The sequence below is a fragment of the Streptomyces sp. NWU339 genome, from assembly GCF_003143855.1.
In the GTDB taxonomy this organism is placed as follows: Bacteria; Actinomycetota; Actinomycetes; order Streptomycetales; family Streptomycetaceae; genus Streptomyces.
The window spans coordinates 67,848-90,605 of record NZ_QFRK01000028.1; the positions used below are offsets into that span (position 1 = coordinate 67,848).

Consider the following 22,758-nt stretch of genomic DNA (forward strand, 5'->3'; position numbering starts at 1 on the left):
AGGCCTACGAGACGAGTGAGGGAGTTCGACCGGAGTAGCCGACTTCAGCGTGAGGTTGCGGCTTCCGCTGGTGCCGACATCGACGGTCGGGCTGAGAGGCCGGAAGGTCCCAGGACCGGAAGGCGACCCCTAGTCACCTGATCCGGGTCATACCGGCGAAGGGAACCCGCCTCGTAGGTCGTTGTCGTGCCCGGGGGAGCTAGGTCAGCCCCGCCGCCCGGGCCCGTTCCACCGCCGGGCCGATGGTCTTGGCCAGGGCTTCGACGTCGGCCCGGGTGGAGGTGTGGCCGAGGGAGAAGCGGAGGGTGCCGCGGGCCAGGTCCGGGTCGGTGCCGGTGGCCAGGAGGACGTGGCTGGGCTGGGCGATGCCCGCCGTGCAGGCGGAACCGGTGGAGCACTCGATGCCCTGGGCGTCGAGCAGGAGCAGCAGGGAGTCGCCCTCGCAGCCGGGGAACGTGAAATGGGCGTTGGCCGGGAGCCGCCCCCCGGGCGAGGGGTCGCCGCCGAGGATGGCGTTCGGGACGGCCTCGCGGACCGCGGCGACCAGGTCGTCGCGGAGGGCTCCGATCTCGCGGGCGAACCACTCCTGCTGCTCGGCGGCCAGTCGGCCGGCCACCGCGAAGGAGGCGACCGCGGGCACGTCGAGCGTGCCGGAGCGCACGTGGCGCTCCTGTCCGCCTCCGTGCAGCACCGGTACGGGGGTGTGCTCGCGACCCAGGACCAGCGCCCCGATGCCGTACGGGCCGCCGATCTTGTGGCCGGACACGGTCATCGCGGCGAGCCCCGAGGAGGCGAAGTCCACGGGCACCTGGCCGAAGGCCTGGACCGCGTCGGAGTGCAGCGGAACGCCGAACTCAGCGGCGACCTCGGCGAGTTCATGCATCGGCAGCAGCGTGCCGATCTCGTTGTTCGCCCACATCACGGTGGCCAGGGCCACGTCGTCGGGGTTGCGGGCGATCGCCTCGCGCAGCGCGTCCGGGTGGACCCGGCCGTAGGGGTCGACCGGCAGGTACTCGACGGTGGCGCCCTCGTGCTCGCCGAGCCAGTGCACGGCGTCGAGGACGGCGTGGTGCTCGACGGGGCTCGCGAGGACACGGGTGCGGGCCGGCTCCGCGTCACGGCGGGCCCAGTACAGGCCCTTCACCGCGAGGTTGTCGGCCTCGGTCCCGCCGGAGGTGAGCACCACCTCGCTGGGGCGGGCGCCGAGGGCTTCGGCGAGGGTTTCGCGGGCCTCCTCGACGCTCCGGCGGGCGCGCCGGCCGGCCGCGTGCAGGGAGGAGGCGTTGCCGGTGACGCCCAGGTGCGCGGTGAGTGCCTCGACTGCCTCGGGAAGCATCGGGGTGGTCGCGGCGTGGTCGAGGTATGTCATGGTGAGCCCGATTCTACGGGCCTTGTCCGGCGGACCCGGGGGCGCGGTCGGCCGGGAAACGACGCCGGTTCGAGCGCTCCGGCTCAGAGGCTCCACGAAACGGCGTCGCTCACCTGCGGGAACACCGACCGGGCCGGCAGATCCGCGCCGCCGGGGCCGAGGGCGACATCGATGAATCGATGAGTTGAGGACAAGCGGGCCCGGCAGCCCCGGCGCGGTGCCTGCCGGGCCCCTCAGGGCAGCCGTACGCGGGCAAGCTGGCGGGACTGGGCCACCAGCCGGTCCGCGCTGTCCCAGACCTCGGCGTCCTCCTCCAGGAAGCCGCCGGCGAGGTTGCGGGTGGTGATCGACACCCGCAGCGGGCCGGGCGCCGGACGGGAACGGACGTGCGCCGTCAGCTCGACCGTGGGGACCCAGCCGGTGAGCCCGAGCTCGAAGGCGGTGGGCGGCAGCGCGTCCACCGCGAGCAGCAGGGAGAACGGGTCGGCGTCCCGGCCGTCGGCGAGCCCGAACCAGGCCCGCATCTCCCCCTTGCCGGAGGGCTGACCGAGGGCCCAGCCGAGGGTCGACGGGTCGAGCTTGAGCATCAGCCGCTCGGTGATGGCGGAGCTGCCGTCGACGGGGGTCGGACCGTCCTCGGGGCCGAAGCACTGCTCCATGGGCGGTAGCGCGGGCGGCCGGGCCGTCGTACGGACGTCGTCGGGGAGGGTGTCCAGGTCGCCGTAGGAGGCCAGTACGCGGATGCGTTCGACCTCGCGGCCCTCGTCGTCGTACTGGAGGAGGGACGCCTGACCGGTCGACAGGGTGCGCCCGGTGCGCACGGTCTCGGTGCGGACGACCGCCGGGCCCGGCCGGGAGGCGGTCAGGTAGTGCGCGGAGATGGTGAACGGGTCCGGGTGCGGCAGGGCGTCGGCGAGGGCGCGGCCCAGGACGGCCAGCAGATAGCCGCCGTTGACGGCGTTGATGATCGTCCAGCCGACGGAGAGGTCGACGTCGTAGACGCCCGGCGCGCGGAGCGCCACCGCGGTGTCGCGGTCGAACTCGCTGTCACCGACGGTGGCCCGGGTCGCGACCTGGGCGGAGGCTGCTTCTGGCATGGATGAAGAGTACAAGAAATAGCTACTAAGCGGTAGCTTTGTCGAACGTCCTCCCCCTCTCCCGCACCGGCCCGTCCTACTCCTCCTCGCGGGCCGTCGAGCGCCGCTGCCACGCGCGGGGCGCCCGCCAGTGGTACCGCAGCGCCAGCAGTCGCAGCGTGAACGCCGTGAGCACGGCAAGGGTGCTGGTGAACGCGTTCAGCGCGTCGAAGCGGAGGCACAGCGCCGCCATGGTCGCGCCGACCATCGCCGGTACCGCATAGAGATCACGGTCCCAGCGCAGCAGCGAGGGCACCTCGTTGGCGAGCACGTCCCGCACCACGCCGCCGCCCACCGCGGTGGCCAGGCCGAGGCAGGCGGAGGAGGTCGCGCTGAGCCCGTAGTCGTACGCCTTGGCGGTGCCGACGACGCAGAACAGACCGAGCCCGGCGGCGTCGAAGAAGCTGATGGCGTTCTGGATGCGCTCCACGTGCGGATGCAGGAAGAACACCAGCGCCACGGCGAGCAGCGGGGTGACGAAGTATCCCAGGTCCGTGAAGGCGGCGGGCGGCACGGCGCCGATGACCACATCACGGAAGAGTCCGCCGCCGAGGGCGGTGGCCTCCGCGAGGACCGCGATGCCAAAGACATCGAGGTTCTTGCGAACGGCCAGCAGGGCGCCCGAGATCGCGAAGACGAAGATGCCGATCAGGTCGAGCGCGTGCAGGAGGGACGGGCTGAAGAGTTGCTGGAGCACCCTCATATTCTGACTCAGCAAGAACCCCTCGCCTTACAAACCAAGGCGAGGGGTTCGGTGCACACCGGCGAACGCGCGGCAGAGGCTAAACGGCCTTCTTCGCAGCGCCCTTCTCCTCCGCGGGGGCCTCCGGCTCCTCCGCGGACGCCTTCTCCGCGGACTCGGGCTCGGCCTCCTCCGCGGACTCGTTCTCCTCCGCGGACTCCGGCTCGGGCTTCTCCGCCGAGGTCTCGGGCTTCTCCGGCGAGGTCTCGGCCTTCTCCGCGGACTCGAGCTCGGGCTCCTCCGCGGACTCCGGCTCGGCCTTCTCCGGCGAGGTCTCGGGCTTCTCCGCCGCGCTCTCCTTCACCGGCTCCCCGGACTGCTCCGGCACCGTCACGTCATCGGAACCCACCGACGGCGGGGCGTCCTCGACGCCCTCGCGGGTCGCCGACACCACCTCGCCCTGGCTCCGCTTCAGCGTCCCGGCCGCGATCTCGGCGGTGTAGTGGCAGGCCACCCGGTGGCCGCCGCCGACGTCCTTCAGTTCCGGCCGTTCGGTCGCGCACCGCTCGGCCTGGGCCCAGGGGCAGCGGGTGTGGAAGCGGCAGCCGCTGGGCGGGTTCGCCGGGGAGGGCAGGTCACCGGTGAGCAGGATGCGCTCGCGCTTGTCCTCCACCTCCGGGTCCGGCACCGGCACCGCCGACATCAGGGCCTTGGTGTACGGGTGCTTGGGCTCGGCGTACAGCGCGTCGCTCGGTGCCTCCTCGACCAGCGAACCCAGGTACATCACGCCGATCGTGTCGGAGATGTGCCGGACCACCGCGAGGTCGTGGGCGATCACCAGGTAGGTCAGGCCGAGTTCCTCCTGGAGGTCCTCCAGCAGGTTGATGACCTGGGCCTGGACCGACACGTCGAGCGCGGAGACCGGCTCGTCGCAGATGATCACGTCCGGTTCGAGGACGAGGGCGCGGGCGATGCCGATGCGCTGGCGCTGGCCGCCGGAGAACTCGTGCGGGTAGCGGGCGAGCGCGTTGGAGGGCAGGCCGACCTTGTCCAGGATCGACTTGATCTTCTCCCGGCGCTCCTCCTGGTCCTTGCCGATGCCGTGGGCGACCATGCCCTCGGACAGGATCGACTCGATGTTCTGCCGGGGGTTGAGCGAGCCCAGCGGGTCCTGGAAGACCATCTGGAGCCGGCGCCGGAAGCGGCGCATCTCCTCACCGGGCAGCTTCGCCAGGTCGGTGCCGTCGAGGACGACGGACCCCTCGGTGATGTCCACCAGCCGCAGCACCGACCGCCCGAGGGTGGTCTTTCCGCAGCCGGACTCGCCGACCAGGCCGTAGGTCTCGCCGGCCTCGACCTTCAGGGACACCCCGTCCACGGCGTAGACGTGGCCGACCGTACGGTCGAACAGCACGCCCTTCTTGATGGGGAAGTGGACCTTGACGCCGTCCAGTTCGAGCAGGCTCATGCGGGGACCTCCTCGGCCTTCGCGTCGTCGAGCACGGGGTTGACGCACCGCGCCTGGTGACCGGCGGCGCGCGGCTCGGTGAGCTGCGGGGTGCCGGTCAGGCAGCCCATCTCGTACCGGTCGCAGCGGGGCGCGAAGGCGCAGCCGTCGGCCCAGGCGATGCGGTCGTTGATGGAACCGCGGATGGGCTTGAGGGACTCTCCCCGGGGCGAGTCCAGACGCGGGATGGAACCCAGCAGTCCGTGCGCGTAGGGGTGGGTGGGGTGGGCGAACAGCTCGCGGCGCCCGGCGGACTCCACGACCTTGCCCGCGTAGAGCACGTTGACCTGGTCGCAGAGGCCGGCGACCACGCCGAGGTCGTGGGTGATCATCAGCAGGGCGGTGCCCTCCTGGTCCACGAGTTCCTTGAGCAGCTCCAGGATCTGCGCCTGGATGGTCACGTCGAGGGCCGTGGTGGGCTCGTCGGCGATGAGCATGCGCGGGGCGCAGGCCACCGCCATGGCGATCAGCGCGCGCTGGCGCATACCGCCGGAGAGCTGGTGCGGGTACTCCTTGAGCCGCCGGGTCGGGTCGGGGATGCCGACCCGGTCCAGCAGGTGGGCGGCCTCCTTGCGGGCGGCCTCGCCCTTCATCCCGCGGTGGCGCTCCAGGATCTCGGTGACCTGCACGCCGACCGGAACGACCGGGTTGAGCGAGGACAGCGGGTCCTGGAAGATCATCGCCATTTCGCTGCCGCGCAGGTTGCGACGGGCGGACGGGTTCATGGTGAACAGGTCCGTGCCGTCGAATTCGGCGCGGCCGCCGATGGTGAGGCCCTTGGTGGGGAGCAGGCCCATCAGGGCCAGGGAGGTGACGGACTTTCCGCAGCCGGACTCACCGACCAGGCCCACGACCTGGCCCTGGTCGACCTCGAAGGAGACGCCGTCGACCGCCCGGGACTCCTTGCGGCCGCGGCCGCCGAAGGTGACGGTCAGTTCGTCGACAGTGAGCAGAGACATGGTGGTTCAGCCCCTCAGCTTCGGGTCGAGGGCTTCCCGCATGGCCTCGCCGAGGAGGGTGAAGCCGAGGGCGGTGATGATGATGCCGACGGCGGGGTAGACCGCCATCATCGGCGCGTTGTCGAAGAAGCGCTGCGCCTGGGCGAGCATGACGCCCCACTCGGGGATGGCCGGGTCGGGGTTGCCCAGGCCCAGGTAGGACAGGGCGGCCGCCTCGATGATCGCGGTGGCCAGGGAGAGCGTGGCCTGCACGATCACCGGGCTGAGCGAGTTGGGGATGATCTGCGAGACCACGATGCGTCGCTTGCGCACCCCGAGGGACTTGGCCGCGAGCACGTAGTCCGCGCCGCCCTGCGCCAGCATGGAACCGCGCAGCAGCCGGGCGAACACCGGGATCTGGACGACACCCACGGCGATCATCACGGTGGTCAGCGACTGGCCCATGACGGCCGCGATGGACACGGCCAGCAGCAGCGAGGGCATCGCCAGCATCATGTCGATGAAGCGCATGATGACGGAGTCGATGCGCTTTCCGGTGTCGCCGCCGAGGGTGGCGGCGGCTCCGGAGAGGCCGCCGATCAGGAAGCCGATGGTCAGGCCGATGAGCGTGGCGACGACGCCGACGAGCAGCGTCTGGCGGGCGCCGACCAGCATGCGGGAGAACATGTCCCGGCCGAGGTGGTCGATTCCGAACCAGTTCCCGCCGCGCGGGCCGACGAACTCACCCCGGTTGGGGAAGACCTCGCCCCGCCAGGTCTGGGCAGTCGGGGCGTACGGGGTGAGGTAGGGCCCGACGATCGCGACGAGGACGAACAGGGCGATGACGGCCGCGCCGATGATCGCCATCTTGCTGCGCCTGAGACGGCGGAAGGCCTCCCGCCACAGGCTGGCGCCGGTGCTGGTCTCCTTGGTCGCGGTCAGTTCCGCGAGGCGCTGGATCTTCTCGGTCTTGGTGGCGACGCTCACGCTAGTGCACCCGCACTCTCGGGTCGATGAGGCTGTACGCCACGTCCACCAGCAGGTTGATCAGGACGTACACCATCGCGATGAACATGATGAACCCGACGAGCACGGGGTAGTCGCGGCCGTCGATCGCGGTCCGGATGAAGGAGCCGATACCGCCGAAGTCGAACACGGACTCGGTCAGGACCGCGCCGGACAGCAGGGAGCCCGTGAGCAGGCCGACCGCGGTCACCACGGGGAGCATCGCGTTGCGCAGCACGTGCCGGCCGCGGACGACGCTCCGCTTGAGGCCCTTGGCCTCGGCGGTGCGGACGTAGTCCTCGTCCTGCACCTCGAGAACGCTGGCGCGGGTCATGCGCACGATGACCGCGAGCGGGATGGAGGACAGGGCGACGGCGGGCAGGACCAGGTGATGGAGCGCGTCCCCGGCGGCGTCGAACTCCCCGGTGAGGATGCCGTCCAGGACGGCGAAACCGGTCACGCTCGTGGCGTCGATGCCGGTCTCCAGGCGTCCGGAGACGGGGAAGAGCCCCAGCTGGACGGCGAAGACGCTCTTGAGGATCAGGGCGAGGAAGAAGACCGGGATACAGATGCCGATGAGCGAGCCGGAGACCGCGGAGACGTCGAGCCAGCCGCCGCGGTTGCGGGCGGCGAAGTAACCGAGCGGGATGCCGACGGCCACGGCGATGAGGATCGCGAGGAGGGACAGCTCCACGGTGGCGGGGAAGCGCAGGACGAACTCGTCCCATACCGGCTGTCCGGTCTGGGTGCTGGTGCCCAGGTCGAGTTCGGCGATGCGCTTGAGGAAGCGCCAGTACTGGACGTAGACGGGCTGGTCCAGCCCGAGCGCACGGTTGATGCGGATTACTTCGGCCTCGGTGGCCTTTTCCCCCAGGATCGCTGAGGCGGGTCCGCCGGGCAGCCGGTCGAGCCACAGGAAGAGCAGTACCGACAGGCCGAGCAGCGTGGGTATGAGCTGGAGCAGTCTTCGTACGACGAGACGCAGCACCCCGCATGCCCCTTTCTTGCGTGATGTCTTACATGAATGGACCCGCCCGGCCGCCGAGTTGCGGCGGCCGGGCGGACCCCCCGTTTTTCGTTTCTTCGTTTCCTGCCGCTTACGCGCTTACTTGAAGGAGGCCTCGGAGAAGACTTCCTGCGTCAGCGGGGAGACGTTCGGCGGGTTCACGTTCTTGCCGAAGGCGATGGCCGGCGGGGAGGACGAGATCGGGACACCCGGCAGGTAGTCCATGACGACCTCGTTGGCCTTCGTGTACGCGGCGACGCGCTCGTCGTGCTTGCCGAGCTTCGAGCCGGCGTTCACGGCGTCGAAGACCTTCTTGTCCTTGAAGCCCCACTGCTTGTCGTACCCGGAGAACCAGGTGCCGATGAAGTTGAAGCCGTCGTTGAAGTCACCGGTCCAGCCGAGCATGTGCAGGTCACAGGAGCCCGACTCGGTGGCGTCCAGGTAGTCCGGGGCCCACTTCATCGCCTTGGGCGTGACGGTGATGCCGGACTTCTCCAGGTCGGCCTTCATCAGCTCGAACAGGTCCTGCGGGGCAGGCATGTACGGGCGGGTGACCTCGGTCGGGTAGCAGAAGTCGACCTTCAGCTTCTCCTGGCCGGCCTTCTTCAGGAGCTTCTTGGCGGCGTCCGTGTCGAAGGGGTACTGCTTGACGCCCTTGGAGTAGCCCTCGATCGTGTCGGGCATGAACTGGTCGGCGACCTTGCCGCCCTCGGGCAGCTGGGTCTTGACCAGGTTCTCCTTGTCGATCGACTGCGCGATCGCCTGGCGGACTTCCTTCTTCTTGAGCGCGGGGTTGGCCTCCTGGCTCATGCCCACGTAGAAGAGGTTGAAGACGCCACGGGTCGGGACGACGTACCCCTGCTTCTCGAGGGTCGTGACGTCGGCCGGCGCGACGAGGTCGTAGCCGTCGATGTCACCGGCCTGGAGCGCCTGGCGGCGCGTCTGCTCGTCGGAGATCGTGCGGAAGACCAGGTTCTTGATCTTCGCCTTCTCGCCCCAGTAGTCGTCGAAGCGCTCGAGGGAAACTTCCTTGTTGCCCTTGTTCCACTTCGTGATCTTGTACGGGCCGGTACCGGCGACCGTGCCGGCCTCCTGGCTGTACTTGGGGTACGTGATGGCGTCGCCCTTGGCGGAGGCGTCCTGCTTCTTGTACTCCTCGATCGCCTTCGGCGAGTGGATCGCCAGGGCGTTGAGGGAGAAGCCGCCGGGGAGGTTGGCGGAGGGCTCCTTGACCTCGATGACGGCGGTGTTCTCGTCCTTCGCGGTGCAGGACTTGTAGTTCGCCTCGGGCGTCTCCTTGTCCTCGTTCTTCGCGAAGCCGCCCATGATGGTCTGCCAGTAGTAGGAGACCGCGCTGGACTGGTAGGTGCCCGTCCAGTTGAACCAGTGGTCGTAGTTGGCGCAGACGGCCTCGGCGTTGAACGCCTCGCCGTCGTGGAACTTCACGCCCTTGCGGAGGTTGAAGGTCCAGACGGTGCCCTTGTCGTTGCTGGACCAGTCCTCGGCGAGACCGCCGACCATTTCGCTGCCGCCGGACTCGTGCTCGATGAGAGCCTCGAACGCCTGCCGCGTCACACGGAAGGTTTCACCGTCGCTGGCGAGGGCAGGGTCCAGGGAGCCAGGGTCACCGGCGCCGGCGAAGACGAAGGTGTCCTTCTTGCCGTCGCTCTTGTTGTCACTGTCCCGGTCGCTGGAGCAGCCCGTGGCGATCAGAGCGACCGCCACCGCGGCCGTGATCGCCCGAGCCGCTCGGGACTTGGTTATGCGCATATTGGGGCCACTCCGGGTCCGCTATGTGGATGCATCTTGACCGGCCGAACACTACAGATGTTCACAGCGAGTCGAGAACAGTCCGGATAGCGGTGATACCTACCTGAGATCTGAACAGTTGACATAAGGGACGCTTCAGGCGCCCCTCCGCCGGGAAGTGACCATCCCGAGATATCCGGCGCCTCCCCCAACAGCCGCCCGGGAAGCGCCGAACGGCGTGAAGAACGGGTGAAACCGCAGGTGACAGGCGGTCAACTGGTCATAGCCGAGCACATACGACCGAAAAACTGACGTGACATCAGTCTCGTCGGGGGCGCGGACGCTCACCGCCGGCACTCGCGTCCACCATGTGGACACCGTCACGCTGAGTCAGTAACGGCGGGTACGACGGCCCCGGCCTCCGGCGGATACGGCCCGGTCAGTGCTGGTGCGCGGGCGGGTAGCCGGAGCCGGCGACGGGGGGCGGAACGGCCCCGTGGGCCTCACGGTCGTAGAACGGGCGGGCGTTGGCCCGCAGCCACATGGCGACCGGGTCGTGCTCGTCGGTCATCGCGACGGTCGACACCGGGAGCCCGTCCGGGACGGCACCGATGGACTGCTGCATCATCGCGCGCACCGCGTCGACGGCCGGCGGCGAAGTGTCGTACACGTCCAGCCCGATGGCGAGATACGGCGCGCCCAGCGCCGGCTGCACCCAGGCGCGGCGCAACGCGCGCACGGCGGGCGTACGGTGCGCGTTCTGCGTGAGCAGGGCGTAGAACTGGGGGATCTCGATGGCGGGTTCGGACAGCCGCAGGGGTCCGGCGGGCTGCCGGTCGAGGCCGGTGGCGAGCCGGCGCAGATCGAGCCACGGGATGCCGAGGCCGCCGCCGGGGGCGTGCGGGTTGAGCCAGAGGCCGTAGCGGTCGGGGTAGAGGGCGCGGGCGGCCTCGAGGCCGTCGACGACCTCGTACGACCGGTTCCAGCCACTGGCGGACAGCTCCTGGGCGGAGGTCACGCAGGGCGCGTAGCCGAAGCCGCCGACCTCCATGTTCCCGTACTGGGCGTCCGGGGAGCCGGCCTGACCGTGCCACAGCAGCATCCAGACATGACCGGAGGAGGGGGTCGCGAGCGCGCGAAGCAACGCCTCATAGGCGTCGTAACGCCCGGGGGTCACCTGGCGCAGCATGTGCTCGACCTGCCCGGCCGCCGCGGTGCCAGCGCTCACTTTGTATCGCCCCTCCGTACAACACCCTCGCCCCAGCCAATGAACCTAGCTTAAGCCGCCCGCGGCCCGGGGGCTCCGCCCGTCCGCCGGGCACCGGCGAGCCCCCGGACGGGGGCCTCCCCCTCGCTCCGCCGGACAGGCTCTAGCCCTCGCGCTGGTAGAACGGGCGGACGCGGTCGCGCATCCATTGGCCGACCGGGTCCTGGGCCACGTCCAGGAGGACCAGGTTGACGGGCCACTTCACCGGCCGGCGGCCCAGCGCGCGGCCCAGGGCGTCGCCGGGCAGGACCCGCAGATCGCCCTCCCACTGGGACAGTTCGACCCCGACGAACAGCACCGGGTCCGCGGTCTCTATCTCGGCGAGGCAGCGGCGGGCGGTGCTGACGACGCCGATCGACTCGAACTCCGCGCCCGCGGCGGCGAGGAAGTCCACCGGGTCGTCCTGCCAGTCGGGCTCGAACAGCTTGACCCGGCCGCCGCCCGCCGGACCGTCCAGCGGGCCGCGTCCGGCCAGGCACAGTTCGGCCACGGCGGGCGGCGGCAGCGGGACGCCGACCACGCCGCCGGGGTTCACCGCGATCCCGGCCTGCGGCGGCAGACCCCGCGCGAACTCCACCGCGGGCGCGACGGTGAACGACATGGGGGAGCCGACGACCTGGCGGAACTGTTCCTCGGAGCTGAAGACCGGGACGTACGCCTGCCCCTCGATCTCCAGGGTGGGCAGGTCCAGCGGGCCGCTGTGCGGACCGCCGCCGTTCGGCAGCGGGACCCAGACGAAGCTCCTGCCCAGCACCTCGATGATCCGGCCGTCCGCCGAGGGGACACCGAGGGAGGCGGAGAGCACCTCCTCCAACTCGTTGCCGGGCCATCCTCCGTGCGGATGGGGGTGAGTCTGTGCCGGGAAGTCCGCGGAGAAGCCCGCCGGGAAGTCCATCTGCCTACCGCCTGCCTGGAACCACTGCTGTGGCTGAAAAGGCTAACCGCTGCCGCGCCGGGGCCGTCAGCCCGTGCAGCCGTCAGCTCGTGAAGTCGATGCGGTGCAGCGCGTTCGCCGCGTCCCGGTCGATCAGGACCGCCGAGCCGCAGCCCGCGGGCGGGTCGCCGCGCTCCACGGACCGCAGCACCCGGCCGACGGCGGTGCGGTGCCGCAGGAAGGCGTACCGGGAGACGCCGCGGCCGCGCTCACGCTGCCCGTCCAGCGCCTGCCCGGGGGGGACGTCGAGCAGCAGCAGATGCAGCCCCGCGCCCCGGCGGCGGGCCTCGCGGGCCAGCCAGCGGCGCACCCAGGCGTGGGTACCGCAGTCGTGCACGACGACCCCCTCGCCGGCGCGCAGGGCGCGGCGCAGCCCGGCGTAGTGGTCGAGACGGACCAGGGGCCGGTACACCGCGTACGGCAGGAGGCGCGGCATGCGGCGGTCCCAGCGGTCGCGGGTGTCCTGGGAGTCGATACGGGTGCCGCGCACCGCGCGCCGCATCAGTGTGGATTTGCCGCTGCCGGGCAGTCCGGTGACCACGACGAGGTCGCGGGGGCCGAAGACCAGGACGTGCGGACCGCGGCCGGCGCACCCGCGCAGGTCGCGGACGACGGGCGACGGCCGCGCGCCGCGGGCCTCCCGGGCCGAAGGGGCCTGCTGCTCGGGCGGCGCGACACCCGTGGTGGCGTACGCCGTGGTCCTGTTCACCGTGAGTCCTCCCCTGGGGCAGGCGCCTGAGCACCGTCCCCGTCGAGTGTAAAGAGACGGTAACGGCGGAGCCTCTTCATTCCGTCCGTTTCCCGATACAGACCTGTCACAGCCGTCCGTACAGGCCTGAACACCCTGTGCGTACGAAGGAAAGGTCCCCCTGCCGAAGCCTCACGATGCGTGCAATGATGAGCGCGCCAACTGCATACCGGCCGTTTGAATCCGCGCGGGAGAGTCCCTGGCACGTTTCGCCGGGGCGCCGAAGGAGCAAGTCCCTCCCTTGAATCTCTCAGGCACCGTTACCGCGCGGGCCAGGCACATCTGAAAAGCGGGCCGCCGTGCGAGTTTCCGGCGGCTCCACCCAAGGTGCAAGCCGTGACGTCCCCTGCGCGGACGGTCATGGCGAACCTCTCAGGTTCCGATGACAGATGGGGAGGAACGTCCTCACCCTCCCCGTGCTCGGCCCCGGCCGGCGGGGACCCCATCGCCCTGGGAGACCGACCGATGAGCAGTACCGAACTCCGCCGGACAGCGCTCGACGCCCTGCATCGTTCGCTCGGCGCCACGATGACCGACTTCGCCGGCTGGGACATGCCCCTGCGCTACGGCTCCGAGCGCGACGAGCACAACGCCGTGCGCACGAAGGCGGGCCTCTTCGACCTCTCGCACATGGGCGAGATCACCGTCACCGGCCCGCAGGCGGCGCGGTTCCTGGACTACGCCCTGATCGGCAACATCGGGACCGTCAAGCCCGGCCGCGCCCGCTACACCATGATCTGCAGCGAGGACGGCGGCATCCTGGACGACCTGATCGTCTACCGCCTCGGTGAGACCGAGGCCCCCGAGTACCTGGTCGTCGCCAACGCCTCCAACGCCCAGGTGGTGCTGGACGCCCTCGTGGAGCGGTCGGCGGGCTTCGACGCCGAGGTCCGCGACGACCGCGACGCGTACGCGCTGATCGCCGTACAGGGCCCCGAGGCCGCCGGCATCCTCAAGGCCCTCACCGATGCCGACCTGGACGGCCTGAAGTACTACGCCGGCCTGCCCGGCACGGTCGCCGGCGTCCCCGCGCTCATCGCCCGTACCGGCTACACCGGCGAGGACGGCTTCGAGCTGTTCGTCGCGCCGGAGCACGCGGTCGAGGTGTGGCAGGCGCTGACCGGGGCGGGCGAGGGCGTGGGGCTGGTCCCGTGCGGGCTGGCCTGCCGGGACACGCTGCGCCTGGAGGCCGGCATGCCGCTGTACGGCAATGAGCTGAGCGCCTCGCTGACGCCGTTCGACGCCGGGTTCGGCCGGGTCGTGAAGTTCGAGAAGGAGGGCGACTTCGTGGGCCGTGCCGCCCTGACCGAGGCCGCCGCCCGTGCCGAGCGGACCCCGCCCCGCGCCCTGGTGGGCCTGGTCGCCGAGGGCCGCCGGGTCCCGCGCGCCGGGTACCCGGTGGTGGCCGGCGGCGAGGTGATCGGCGAGGTCACCTCCGGCGCGCCCGCACCGACGCTGGGCAAGCCGATCGCGATGGCGTACGTCGACGTGGCGCACTCGGAGCCGGGTACCCCGGGCGTGGGCGTGGACATCCGTGGCAACCACGAGCCGTACGAGGTCGTGGCGCTGCCGTTCTACAAGCGGCAGAAGTGACGCCGTCGTAGGACGTGGGCCGCGTGTCCGGCCGTACCGGCCGAGGCCGGACGCGGCGCACCCGCTCACCCGCGCTTCCGCCGTCAGCCGACCCCGGGCCGGTCCCGTGACCCCCGGGCCCCCTCCCCCCTCCACCCCCTTTCACCCCCTTTCTTCGCCGTCGATCCCGGCGGTCCCTCGCACACAGGAGGATCCAGATCATGAGCAACCCCCAGCAGCTCCGCTACAGCAAGGAACACGAGTGGCTGACGGCCGCCGAGGACGGCGTGTCGGCGATCGGCATCACGGAGCACGCGGCCAACGCGCTCGGCGACATCGTGTTCGTCCAGCTCCCCGGGGTCGGCGACACCGTGACCGCGGGTGAGACCTGCGGCGAGCTGGAGTCGACCAAGTCGGTCAGCGACCTGTACTGCCCGGTCACCGGTGAGGTCACCGAGGTCAACGAGGACGTGGTGAACGACCCGTCGCTGGTGAACTCGGCCCCCTTCGAGGACGGCTGGCTGTTCAAGGTGCGGGTGAGCGACGAGCCTGCCGACCTGCTCTCGGCCGCCGAGTACGACGCCTTCATCCAGGGCTGAGGAGGCCGTGACCATGTCGCTTCTGAACACCCCGCTGCACGAGCTCGACCCGGCCGTCGCGGCGGCGGTCGACGCCGAGCTGCACCGTCAGCAGTCCACCCTCGAGATGATCGCCTCGGAGAACTTCGCCCCGGTCGCGGTCATGGAGGCCCAGGGCACGGTCCTCACCAACAAGTACGCCGAGGGCTACCCCGGCCGCCGCTACTACGGCGGCTGTGAGCACGTCGACGTGATCGAGCAGATCGCCATCGACCGGGTCAAGGAACTCTTCGGCGCCGAGCACGCGAACGTGCAGCCGCACTCGGGTGCGCAGGCCAACGCCGCCGCGATGTTCGCGCTGCTCAAGCCCGGTGACACGATCATGGGCCTGAACCTCGCGCACGGCGGGCACCTGACCCACGGCATGAAGATCAACTTCTCCGGCAAGCTCTACGACGTGGTCGCGTACCACGTCGGCGACGACGGCCAGGTCGACATGGCCGAGGTCGAGCGGCTGGCCAAGGAGAGCAAGCCGAAGCTGATCGTCGCCGGCTGGTCGGCGTACCCGCGTCAGCTGGACTTCGCCGCGTTCCGCCGGATCGCGGACGAGGTCGGCGCCTACCTCATGGTCGACATGGCGCACTTCGCCGGTCTGGTCGCGGCGGGCCTGCACCCGAACCCGGTCCCGCACGCCCACGTCGTCACCACGACCACGCACAAGACCCTCGGTGGTCCGCGCGGCGGTGTGATCCTCTCCACGGCCGAACTGGCCAAGAAGATCAACTCCGCGGTCTTCCCCGGCCAGCAGGGCGGCCCGCTGGAGCACGTGATCGCGGCCAAGGCCGTCGCCTTCAAGGTCGCCGCGTCCGAGGACTTCAAGGACCGGCAGCGCCGCACCCTGGAGGGCGCCCGCATCCTGGCCGAGCGCCTGGTCAGGGACGACGTCAAGGCCGTGGGCGTGGACGTGCTGTCCGGCGGCACGGACGTGCACCTGGTCCTGGTCGACCTGCGCGACTCCGAGCTGGACGGGCAGCAGGCCGAGGACCGTCTCCACGAGGTCGGCATCACCGTCAACCGCAACGCGATCCCGAACGACCCGCGCCCCCCGATGGTCACCTCGGGTCTGCGGATCGGCACGCCCGCCCTGGCCACCCGCGGCTTCACGGCCGAGGACTTCGCCGAGGTGGCGGACGTGATCGCCGAGACGCTCAAGGCGTCCTCTCCCTTCGGGGCCGCCGACGTCGAGGCGCTCCGGGCCCGGGTGACCGCGCTCGCCGAGAAGTACCCGCTGTACCCGGGTCTGAAGTAGTTTCGCAGTTTTCACAATTTCGTACGCTTTTGTTCGTACGGGCGGGGCATCGCGCACACTGGATCGGTGGGCACGGTGCCCCGCACCATGCACCGCGCGCATCCAGTGCCGAATCTCCCTTCCCCGGCCTTTCCCGGCCCTGCCCCGGCGGACAGCGCCGTCCACCGAACCCCTAGGAGTCCCCCCGTGGCCCTCTCGGTCTTCGACCTCTTCTCGATCGGCATCGGTCCGTCCAGCTCGCACACGGTCGGCCCGATGCGGGCCGCCCGCATGTTCGCCCGGCGGCTGGACAACGAGGGCCTGCTGGACTCGGTCGCCTCGGTCCGGTCGGAGCTGTACGGCTCGCTGGGCGCCACCGGCCACGGCCACGGCACTCCCAAGGCGGTGCTGCTCGGCCTGGAGGGCGACTCGCCCCGCACGGTGGACGTGGAGACGGCCGACGAGCGGGTGGAGAAGATCAAGGAATCGGGCCGCCTGCGGCTGCTCGACGACCACGAGATCGCGTTCTCCTTCGACGACGACCTGGTGCTGCACCGCCGCAAGGCGCTCCCGTACCACGCGAACGGCATGACCCTCCAGGCCTTCGACGCGTCCGGCGCCGAGGTGCTGTCGAAGACGTACTACTCGGTGGGCGGCGGCTTCGTCGTCGACGAGGAGGCGGTGGGCGCGGACCGCATCAAGCTCAACGACACGGTCCTGAAGTACCCCTTCCGCACCGGCGACGAGCTGCTGCGCCTGACCCGGGAGACGGGCCTGTCCATCTCCGCGCTGATGCTGGAGAACGAGTGCTCCTGGCGGAGCGAGGAGGAGGTCCGCCAGGATCTGCTGGAGATCTGGCGGGTGATGCAGGCGTGCGTGGCGCGCGGCATGTCCCGCGAGGGCATCCTGCCGGGCGGACTGAAGGTGCGCCGCCGCGCCGCGAACACGGCGCGCAAGCTGCGCTCCGAGGGCGACCCGAAGGCCCTCGCCATGGAGTGGATCACGCTCTACGCCATGGCCGTGAACGAGGAGAACGCCGGCGGCGGCCGCGTCGTCACCGCCCCGACCAACGGTGCGGCCGGCATCATCCCCGCCGTCCTGCACTACTACATGAACTTCGTCCCCGGTGCCGACGAGGAGGGGGTGGTCCGCTTCCTGCTCGCGGCCGGCGCGATCGGCATGCTCTTCAAGGAGAACGCCTCCATCTCCGGCGCCGAGGTGGGCTGCCAGGGCGAGGTCGGCTCCGCCTGCTCGATGGCGGCGGGCGCCCTCGCCGAGGTGATGGGCGGCTCGCCGGAGCAGGTCGAGAACGCCGCGGAGATCGGCATGGAGCACAACCTCGGCCTGACCTGCGACCCGGTCGGCGGCCTCGTCCAGATCCCGTGCATCGAGCGCAACGGCATGGCGGCGGTGAAGGCGGTCACCGCCGCGCGCATGGCCCTGCGCGGCGACGGCTCGCACAAGGTGTCCCTCGACAAGGTCATCAAGACGATGAAGGACACCGGCGCGGACATGTCCGTCAAGTACAAGGAGACGGCGCGGGGCGGGCTGGCGGTCAACATCATCGAGTGCTGAGGGAACAGGCCCTGAGCCGAAGGCCGCGGGACGGCGCCTACGTCGCGCGAACGGCCGCGGCGAGGGCCTCGCCGACGGCCCGGGCCCCCGAAGCGTTGGGATGCAGCGGCGCGGCCGCACGGGTGGGGATCAGGCCCTCGATGTAGCGGTCGGCGGGGGCGGCGCAGACGTCGTGTCCGGTGCCCGGGGTGTAGGTGTCGACGAAGGCGGCGCGGTGCTTTTCGGCCGTCTGTTTCAGCACGGTGTTGAGGTGGTTGACCGCGCCTTGGAGGTGGTTGGCGTCCTGCTTCCAGAAGGGCTGGGCGGGGTGGCAGCCGTCGGTGCGGAAGTAGTCGCCGTAGCCGACGACGAAGACCTCGGCACGCGGTGCCCGTCGGGCGATGCCGTCCAGGACGGCGGCGAAGGACGGTGCCCAGGCGTCGATGCGGGCCCTGACCTTGTCGGTGCCGCCGGCGGTGTTCTTCTCCGCGCAGCTGGTGCCGTGAGGCTGGGGCAGGATGTTGACGCAGCCCAGCACCTCGTTGAACAGGTCGGTGTCGTTGCCGCCGATGGTGATGCTGACGATGTCGGTGTCGGGCTTGAGTGCTTCGTACTGGGGCGCGGTTCCCGGGTGCTGGGCGGTGCTCAGATGGCCGCTGGTGGCGCCGGAGCAGCTGACGTCGGTGAGTTTCGCACCGAGGGCCTCGGCCGCGATGTGGGGATAGTCGGCCAGGGAGCGCAGGCACCTCAGGTCGGCCGGGTCGACGGGCGGCACCAGTGGTGCGGCCGCGAAGGAATCGCCGAGCGCGACGTACCGCAGTGGTTCGGCCGCGGCCGACGCAGCCGGGACCGATGCCGTGGCCCACACGGCCCCGGTGGACAGAACGGTGGCCAGGGCCAGGCGCAGGGCTGTTTTCAAGGACGCCTCCATTCGGCACATGCGCGGACGTGGTCCCGCTTTGCCATGAGCTTGCTCGAGCAGGGGCGCCGCCGCACGGCGGCCTGCGGGAACCCGTTCCTCCGGAGCAGACGCCACCGGACCACCGCCCGCCGGGCTTCCCCGCCGTGCAGGAGGTTCCGGTCGGCCGGCCAGGGCGGGGGACAACGCCTCAGATTCACCTGTTCGGCCGCTGCCCGTTCGGCGTACCGCTTCCCTTCGCTCCCGGCGGGTGTGCCCGTCCAGGGCTCCGGCCCACAGCTGACGGCAGGCCGGGCGGCGGCGTATTCTTGTCCGCTGGGACTCTGGTCCGGACATGGGGCCCGGACACGGGGCTCGGGCACGGGGTCCGCACATGGGGTCCGGTGTTCTGCTGGGGGTTGGAATCATGGTTGCTGGTCGTGTGGTGCGGTTCGACGCCGTGCGGGGTTACGGGTTCATCGCTCCCGAGCACGGCGGGGAGGACGTCTTCCTCCACGTCAACGACGTACGGATCCCGGAGCACCAGTTGCGTCCCGGGATCGCCGTGGAGTTCGAGATCGAGGAGGGCGACCGGGGTCTCAAGGCCTCGGGCGTACGGCTGGCCCAGGGAGCCGGCGGGGTGTCCTCCGCCGTGGGCAGGCATCCGGACGGCGACGACTCGCTGTGCGACGTGCTCACCGCCGAGGAGTACCTCCAGGAGGTCACGGAGGTCCTGCTGTCCGCCGCGCCCACGCTCACCGGCGAGCAGATCCTCCAGGCGCGCCGCGGGCTGCTGCAGTTCGGCAAGACCCACGGCTGGTGCGACGGCTGAGACCGGCCCAGGCCCCTGGGGGCGGGTCTGTCGGCGGGGCGGGAGTCGCGGTCCTCCGGTCACCCCTTACGGGGAGAAGTTGACGTTTCCACCACTTAGGCGGGGCCCCCGTGCCACCGTGAGGGCAGTGAGCCATTCGACTCCCCTCCCCCCACCGGCACCGCAGGGAGCCTCATGCTGCGCGGCATCGATGTGAGTTCGCACCAGTCCTCGTCGTTCGACACCGACGGCCTCTCCTTCGTCTTCATCAAGGCGACGGAAGGCCGTTCCTATGTCAGCCCCAGACTCTCCGCCCAGACGGAGAACGCCCGCGAGGCCGGACTGGTCGTCGGCTTCTACCACTTCCTCTGGCCGGGCAACCTGAGCGCGCAGGCGGAGCACTTCGTCTCCGAGGCTCCCGGGCAGCGGGGTGACATCCTCGCCGTCGACTGGGAGACGACCGGCGAGGGCACCCGCGCGAGCAACGCGGAGAAGGACCGCTTCATCCGCAAGGTGAAGGAACTACGGCCGCACAGCAGGGTGATCCTGTACGCGAACAGGCACTTCTGGCTCAACGTCGACACCACCTCCTACACCGGTGACGGCCTCTGGATCGCCGACTACGTCACCGCGGGCAAGCCCCGCATCAAGGCGGAGTGGCGCTTCCACCAGTACACCGACGACCCCCTGGACAAGAACGTCGCCGACTTCCCCGACCGCGCGGCCCTGGAGGAGTGGGCCGACGGCATGTGAGGGACCTGGTGGCGGCCGCGGTTCAGCGGTCGGTGACGCGCATCTCGAACCAGGTCGTCTTGCCCCGTGGGAGCAGGTCGACGCCCCAGCGGTCGGCGAGGGTGTCGACGAGGAAGAGACCGCGCCCGCTGACGTCCAGTTCCTGGACCGGCATGAGACAGGGCAGGCCGCGGGACGGGTCCCGGACCTCGACGCGGATCCAGCGGGGGCGGCGGCGCAGCCGGAGGCCGAAGACGCGGGCACCGGTGTGGCGTACCGCGTTGCCGACGAGCTCGGAGACGAGCAGAACGGCGTCCTCGGTGGTCGCGGCGGTGAGGCCCCACTGGCGCAGGAGCACGATCTGGGTGAGTCGGCGTGCGGTGGCGGCGGACTCGGGGCGGGACGGCAGCGGAACCTCCGCCTCCGTCGGGTTGCCGAACAACTCCAGTGCCTTCTGGGCGTGTTCGTCCTCGACCGTCGGCGACCAGCGCGACGCGGTCGCACGTCCGTCTCCCCGCGGCTGTTCCATGCCATCCAGCCCCGTCATGGCCCCATCATGGCCGTCCGGTGGGGCGTCCGGGGTCGTTCCGGGGGAATGCGCCCCCTGCACGCCCCCGTGCCGGGCCGGGCCGCCGACATATGCCTTCGGCACGTCGGCGCCGTCAGCGGCCCCTGCGACCTGCGGCAACGGCTCGCTGTGCGGCAATCGACAGGCTCCCTCGACGCGGCAGACTTAAGGGCCCGTTAAGGCTCCCATAAACCGCCCCGTCGAGGGACCCGGATCAGACATCGCGTCAATTGCAAGCCCTCGGAGGAGGGTTCAGAGGAACTTCGCCTTGCCGGGGCCGTCCTCCACGAAGCTGCGCATCCCCCGTTCACGGTCCTCGGTGGCGAACAGGCCCGCGAACCAGTTGCGCTCGACGGCGAGGCCGGTGTCGATGTCGGTCTCCAGACCGGTGTCGATCGACTCCTTGGCCGCGCGCAGCGCGATCGCCGGCCCCTTGGCGAGCCGCGCGGCCCACGCGTGCGCCTGCTCGTAGACCTCGGCGGCGGGGACCACACGGTCCACCAGGCCCAGCGCGAGCGCCTCGTCGGCCTTCACCTGACGGCCCGTGAAGATGAGGTCCTTCGCCTTCGACGGGCCGATGAGGCGGGCCAGGCGCTGCGTACCGCCGGCCCCCGGGATCAGCCCGAGCAGGATCTCCGGCTGGCCCAGCTTGGCGTTCTCCCCGGCGATGCGGAAGTCGGCGCAGAGCGCGAGTTCGCAGCCGCCACCGAGCGCGTAACCGGTCACCGCGGCCACCACCGGCTTGGGGATGCAGGCCACGGCCGTGAAGGAGTCCTGCAGGGCGCGGGCGCGCAGGACCATCGCGGTGTGGTCCATGGCCTGCATCTCCTTGATGTCCGCGCCCGCCGCGAACACCTTCTCGCCGCCGTGGATCACGACGGCGCGTACGTCCTCGCGACGCGTGACCTCCTCGGCGAGTTCCTTCAGCCGGTCCTGTGTGGCGACGTCCAGTGCGTTCATGGGCGGGCGGTCCAGGCGCAGCGTGCCGACGCCCTCGGCGACTTCGAGATGTACGGTCATGCCAGCAGGTTAACGGTGACTAACGGCAACGAGGCTGGTGCGGTAGATCACACCCGGCCGGGGGTCCGGGGGTCGCCCCCGGGCAGACACAGCACGGTGACTAACGGCAACGAGGCTGGTGCGGTAGATCACACCCGGCTGACGGCAGCGACCCCGGTGCCTTGGCAGGCACCGGGGCCGCGTACGCCGTGACGGACCGGGTCAGGCCTACGCCTTCCACTCCTCCCAGGACATGTTCCAGCCGTTGAGGCCGTTGTCCGGGGCGATGGTGGCGTCGTTGGAGTTCTTCACGACGACCACGTCGCCGATCATGGTGTTCTCGTAGAACCAGGCACCCGGGGCCTTCTTGTCCCAGCCGCCCCGGGTGTCGCGCAACCCGATGCAGCCGTGGCTGGCGTTGTAGTTGCCGAAGGCGCCGCCGCCCCAGTAGTTGCCGTGGATGAAGGTGCCGGAGGTGCTCAGACGCATGGCGTGCGGGACGTCCTTGATGTCGTACTCGCCCTTGCCGTCGGCGTCGGTGAAGCCGACGGTCGCGCCGTTCATCCGGGTGACCTTGAGCCGCTCGCTGACGACCATCTTGCCGTTCCAGGTCTCGGTGCCGGGGGCACCGGCGGTGATCGGGATGGTCTTGATGACCTTGCCGTCCCGCTCGACCTTCATGGTGTGCTTCTTGGCGTCGACGACGGAGACCTGGCTGCGGCCGATGGTGAAGGAGACGGTCTTGGACTGCTTGCCGTAGACGCCGGGGCGGCCCTCGACTCCGTCGAGGGCGAGGTCGACGGTGACCTTGGTGCCGGACTTCCAGTACTTCTCGGGCCGGAAGTCGAGCCGGTCGTTGCCGAACCAGTGGCCCTCGACCTCGACGGGCGGTTCGGTCGTGATGCGGATGGCCTTCTTGACGTCGTCCGGGTTGGTGATGCCCCGGGTGAAGCGGAGCGAGAACGGCATGCCGACACCGACCTTGGAGCCGTCCTCGGGCGTGAAGGTGCCGACGAAGGTGTTCTTCGGCGTCAGGGTGGTGAAGCTGGAGTCCTCGGCTGCGGTGCGGCCGGCGGAATCCTCGGCGACCGCGTGCACCGTGTACCTGGTGGCGGCGGCCAGGTGGGCCGACGGCGTCCAACTGGCGCCGTCACCGGATATCTCCCCGTCGACCTCCTTGCCGTCCGGGGCCTTGACGACGACCTCGGTCAGCTTCCCCTTGGTCGCGTCGACCTTCAGCGCGCCGCTGGTCTTCACGGACTCGGCGCCGTCCTTGGGCGCTATGCCGATGACCGCCTCGGACTGCTTGCTCTGCGCCGCGGTGGAGTCCTTGTCCTTGCCCTTGCCCTCGGCCGCCGGGCCCGTCTCCCCACCGCCGCACGCGGTGACCGCCAGCATCACTCCGAGTGCCAGCGCC

At 70.5% G+C, this 22,758-nt stretch carries 21 protein-coding genes and 2 riboswitches; of the genes, 6 read left to right on the plus strand and 15 right to left on the minus strand.

The genetic code is table 11. The features are described from left to right. Window positions 1–7 precede the first annotated feature (7 nt). Window positions 8–181, plus strand: a riboswitch (TPP riboswitch). Between the two features lie 18 nt (window positions 182–199). The 11 genes from DIZ27_RS27835 to DIZ27_RS27885 form a co-directional block, all read right to left on the minus strand. Beyond that, on the minus strand, window positions 200–1,369 hold the full coding sequence (locus DIZ27_RS27835) for a cysteine desulfurase family protein (protein WP_109381212.1): 1,170 nt from the start codon (window positions 1,367–1,369) through the stop codon (window positions 200–202). Window positions 1,370–1,602: 233 nt separating this feature from the next. Continuing rightward, entirely contained in the window at window positions 1,603–2,466 is an 864-nt protein-coding gene (locus DIZ27_RS27840) for a thioesterase family protein (protein ID WP_109381213.1), read from the minus strand. A gap of 76 nt (window positions 2,467–2,542) precedes the next feature. Beyond that, entirely contained in the window at window positions 2,543–3,202 is a 660-nt protein-coding gene (locus DIZ27_RS27845; protein ID WP_109381240.1) for a trimeric intracellular cation channel family protein, read from the minus strand. 85 nt (window positions 3,203–3,287) lie between these two features. Then, entirely contained in the window at window positions 3,288–4,655 is a 1,368-nt protein-coding gene (locus DIZ27_RS27850; RefSeq protein ID WP_109381214.1) for an oligopeptide/dipeptide ABC transporter ATP-binding protein, read from the minus strand. Beyond that, on the minus strand, window positions 4,652–5,653 hold the full coding sequence (locus DIZ27_RS27855) for an ABC transporter ATP-binding protein (protein WP_109381215.1): 1,002 nt from the start codon (window positions 5,651–5,653) through the stop codon (window positions 4,652–4,654). The genes DIZ27_RS27850 and DIZ27_RS27855 overlap by 4 nt, the downstream gene beginning before the upstream one ends. A gap of 6 nt (window positions 5,654–5,659) precedes the next feature. Beyond that, entirely contained in the window at window positions 5,660–6,619 is a 960-nt protein-coding gene (locus tag DIZ27_RS27860) for an ABC transporter permease (RefSeq protein WP_109381216.1), read from the minus strand. A gap of 1 nt (window position 6,620) precedes the next feature. Next, a complete protein-coding gene (locus DIZ27_RS27865; protein ID WP_109381217.1) occupies window positions 6,621–7,625 on the minus strand; it encodes an ABC transporter permease in 1,005 nt (334 codons plus the stop codon). A gap of 117 nt (window positions 7,626–7,742) precedes the next feature. Beyond that, window positions 7,743–9,413 carry an ABC transporter substrate-binding protein gene (locus DIZ27_RS27870; RefSeq protein ID WP_109381218.1) on the minus strand — a complete coding sequence of 557 codons (1,671 nt, stop codon included), beginning with the start codon at window positions 9,411–9,413 and terminating at the stop codon, window positions 7,743–7,745. A 418-nt stretch (window positions 9,414–9,831) separates the two neighbouring features. Continuing rightward, complete coding sequence (locus tag DIZ27_RS27875) at window positions 9,832–10,581, minus strand: enhanced serine sensitivity protein SseB C-terminal domain-containing protein (protein ID WP_109381241.1); 750 nt, start codon at window positions 10,579–10,581, stop codon at window positions 9,832–9,834. A 181-nt stretch (window positions 10,582–10,762) separates the two neighbouring features. Further along, the gene (locus DIZ27_RS27880) at window positions 10,763–11,554 is read right to left on the minus strand and encodes an enhanced serine sensitivity protein SseB (RefSeq protein ID WP_109381219.1); all 792 of its coding nucleotides are present in this window, start codon (window positions 11,552–11,554) and stop codon (window positions 10,763–10,765) included. A gap of 82 nt (window positions 11,555–11,636) precedes the next feature. After that, a complete protein-coding gene (locus DIZ27_RS27885; RefSeq protein WP_109381220.1) occupies window positions 11,637–12,302 on the minus strand; it encodes an AAA family ATPase in 666 nt (221 codons plus the stop codon). A gap of 217 nt (window positions 12,303–12,519) precedes the next feature. After that, window positions 12,520–12,617: riboswitch (glycine riboswitch) on the plus strand. A gap of 189 nt (window positions 12,618–12,806) precedes the next feature. Between DIZ27_RS27885 and gcvT the strand changes: the two genes are divergently transcribed. The 4 genes from gcvT (at window position 12,807) to DIZ27_RS27905 (ending at window position 17,354) form a co-directional block, all read left to right on the plus strand. Next, a complete protein-coding gene (gene gcvT, locus DIZ27_RS27890) occupies window positions 12,807–13,934 on the plus strand; it encodes a glycine cleavage system aminomethyltransferase GcvT (protein WP_109381221.1) in 1,128 nt (375 codons plus the stop codon). A gap of 200 nt (window positions 13,935–14,134) precedes the next feature. Then, window positions 14,135–14,512: a glycine cleavage system protein GcvH gene (gcvH, locus tag DIZ27_RS27895; protein WP_109381222.1), complete on the plus strand. Its 378-nt coding sequence runs from the start codon at window positions 14,135–14,137 to the stop codon at window positions 14,510–14,512. Between the two features lie 13 nt (window positions 14,513–14,525). Then, entirely contained in the window at window positions 14,526–15,800 is a 1,275-nt protein-coding gene (glyA, locus tag DIZ27_RS27900; RefSeq protein WP_109381242.1) for a serine hydroxymethyltransferase, read from the plus strand. 186 nt (window positions 15,801–15,986) lie between these two features. Then, window positions 15,987–17,354: an L-serine ammonia-lyase gene (locus DIZ27_RS27905; RefSeq protein WP_109381223.1), complete on the plus strand. Its 1,368-nt coding sequence runs from the start codon at window positions 15,987–15,989 to the stop codon at window positions 17,352–17,354. Between the two features lie 37 nt (window positions 17,355–17,391). Here DIZ27_RS27905 and DIZ27_RS27910 read toward each other — a convergent pair whose 3' ends face one another. Next, a complete protein-coding gene (locus DIZ27_RS27910) occupies window positions 17,392–18,252 on the minus strand; it encodes an SGNH/GDSL hydrolase family protein (protein ID WP_219933658.1) in 861 nt (286 codons plus the stop codon). Between the two features lie 406 nt (window positions 18,253–18,658). Between DIZ27_RS27910 and DIZ27_RS27915 the strand changes: the two genes are divergently transcribed. Together DIZ27_RS27915 and DIZ27_RS27920 are read left to right on the plus strand one after the other, a co-directional pair. Continuing rightward, on the plus strand, window positions 18,659–19,063 hold the full coding sequence (locus DIZ27_RS27915) for a cold-shock protein (protein WP_109381225.1): 405 nt from the start codon (window positions 18,659–18,661) through the stop codon (window positions 19,061–19,063). 174 nt (window positions 19,064–19,237) lie between these two features. Further along, a complete protein-coding gene (locus DIZ27_RS27920) occupies window positions 19,238–19,795 on the plus strand; it encodes a glycoside hydrolase family 25 protein (RefSeq protein WP_109381226.1) in 558 nt (185 codons plus the stop codon). Window positions 19,796–19,817: 22 nt separating this feature from the next. Here the strand turns inward: DIZ27_RS27920 and DIZ27_RS27925 are convergent, their stop codons facing one another. The 3 genes from DIZ27_RS27925 to DIZ27_RS27935 all read right to left on the minus strand — a co-directional run bounded on the left by DIZ27_RS27925 (window position 19,818) and on the right by DIZ27_RS27935 (window position 22,739). Continuing rightward, complete coding sequence (locus DIZ27_RS27925; RefSeq protein ID WP_258308562.1) at window positions 19,818–20,321, minus strand: ATP-binding protein; 504 nt, start codon at window positions 20,319–20,321, stop codon at window positions 19,818–19,820. A 273-nt stretch (window positions 20,322–20,594) separates the two neighbouring features. Further along, window positions 20,595–21,362 (minus strand): enoyl-CoA hydratase/isomerase family protein, encoded by a 768-nt coding sequence (locus DIZ27_RS27930; protein ID WP_109381228.1) that lies wholly within the window; start codon window positions 21,360–21,362, stop codon window positions 20,595–20,597. A gap of 207 nt (window positions 21,363–21,569) precedes the next feature. Further along, the gene (locus tag DIZ27_RS27935) at window positions 21,570–22,739 is read right to left on the minus strand and encodes an Ig-like domain-containing protein (protein WP_109381229.1); all 1,170 of its coding nucleotides are present in this window, start codon (window positions 22,737–22,739) and stop codon (window positions 21,570–21,572) included. Between the last annotated feature and the right edge of the window lie 19 nt (window positions 22,740–22,758).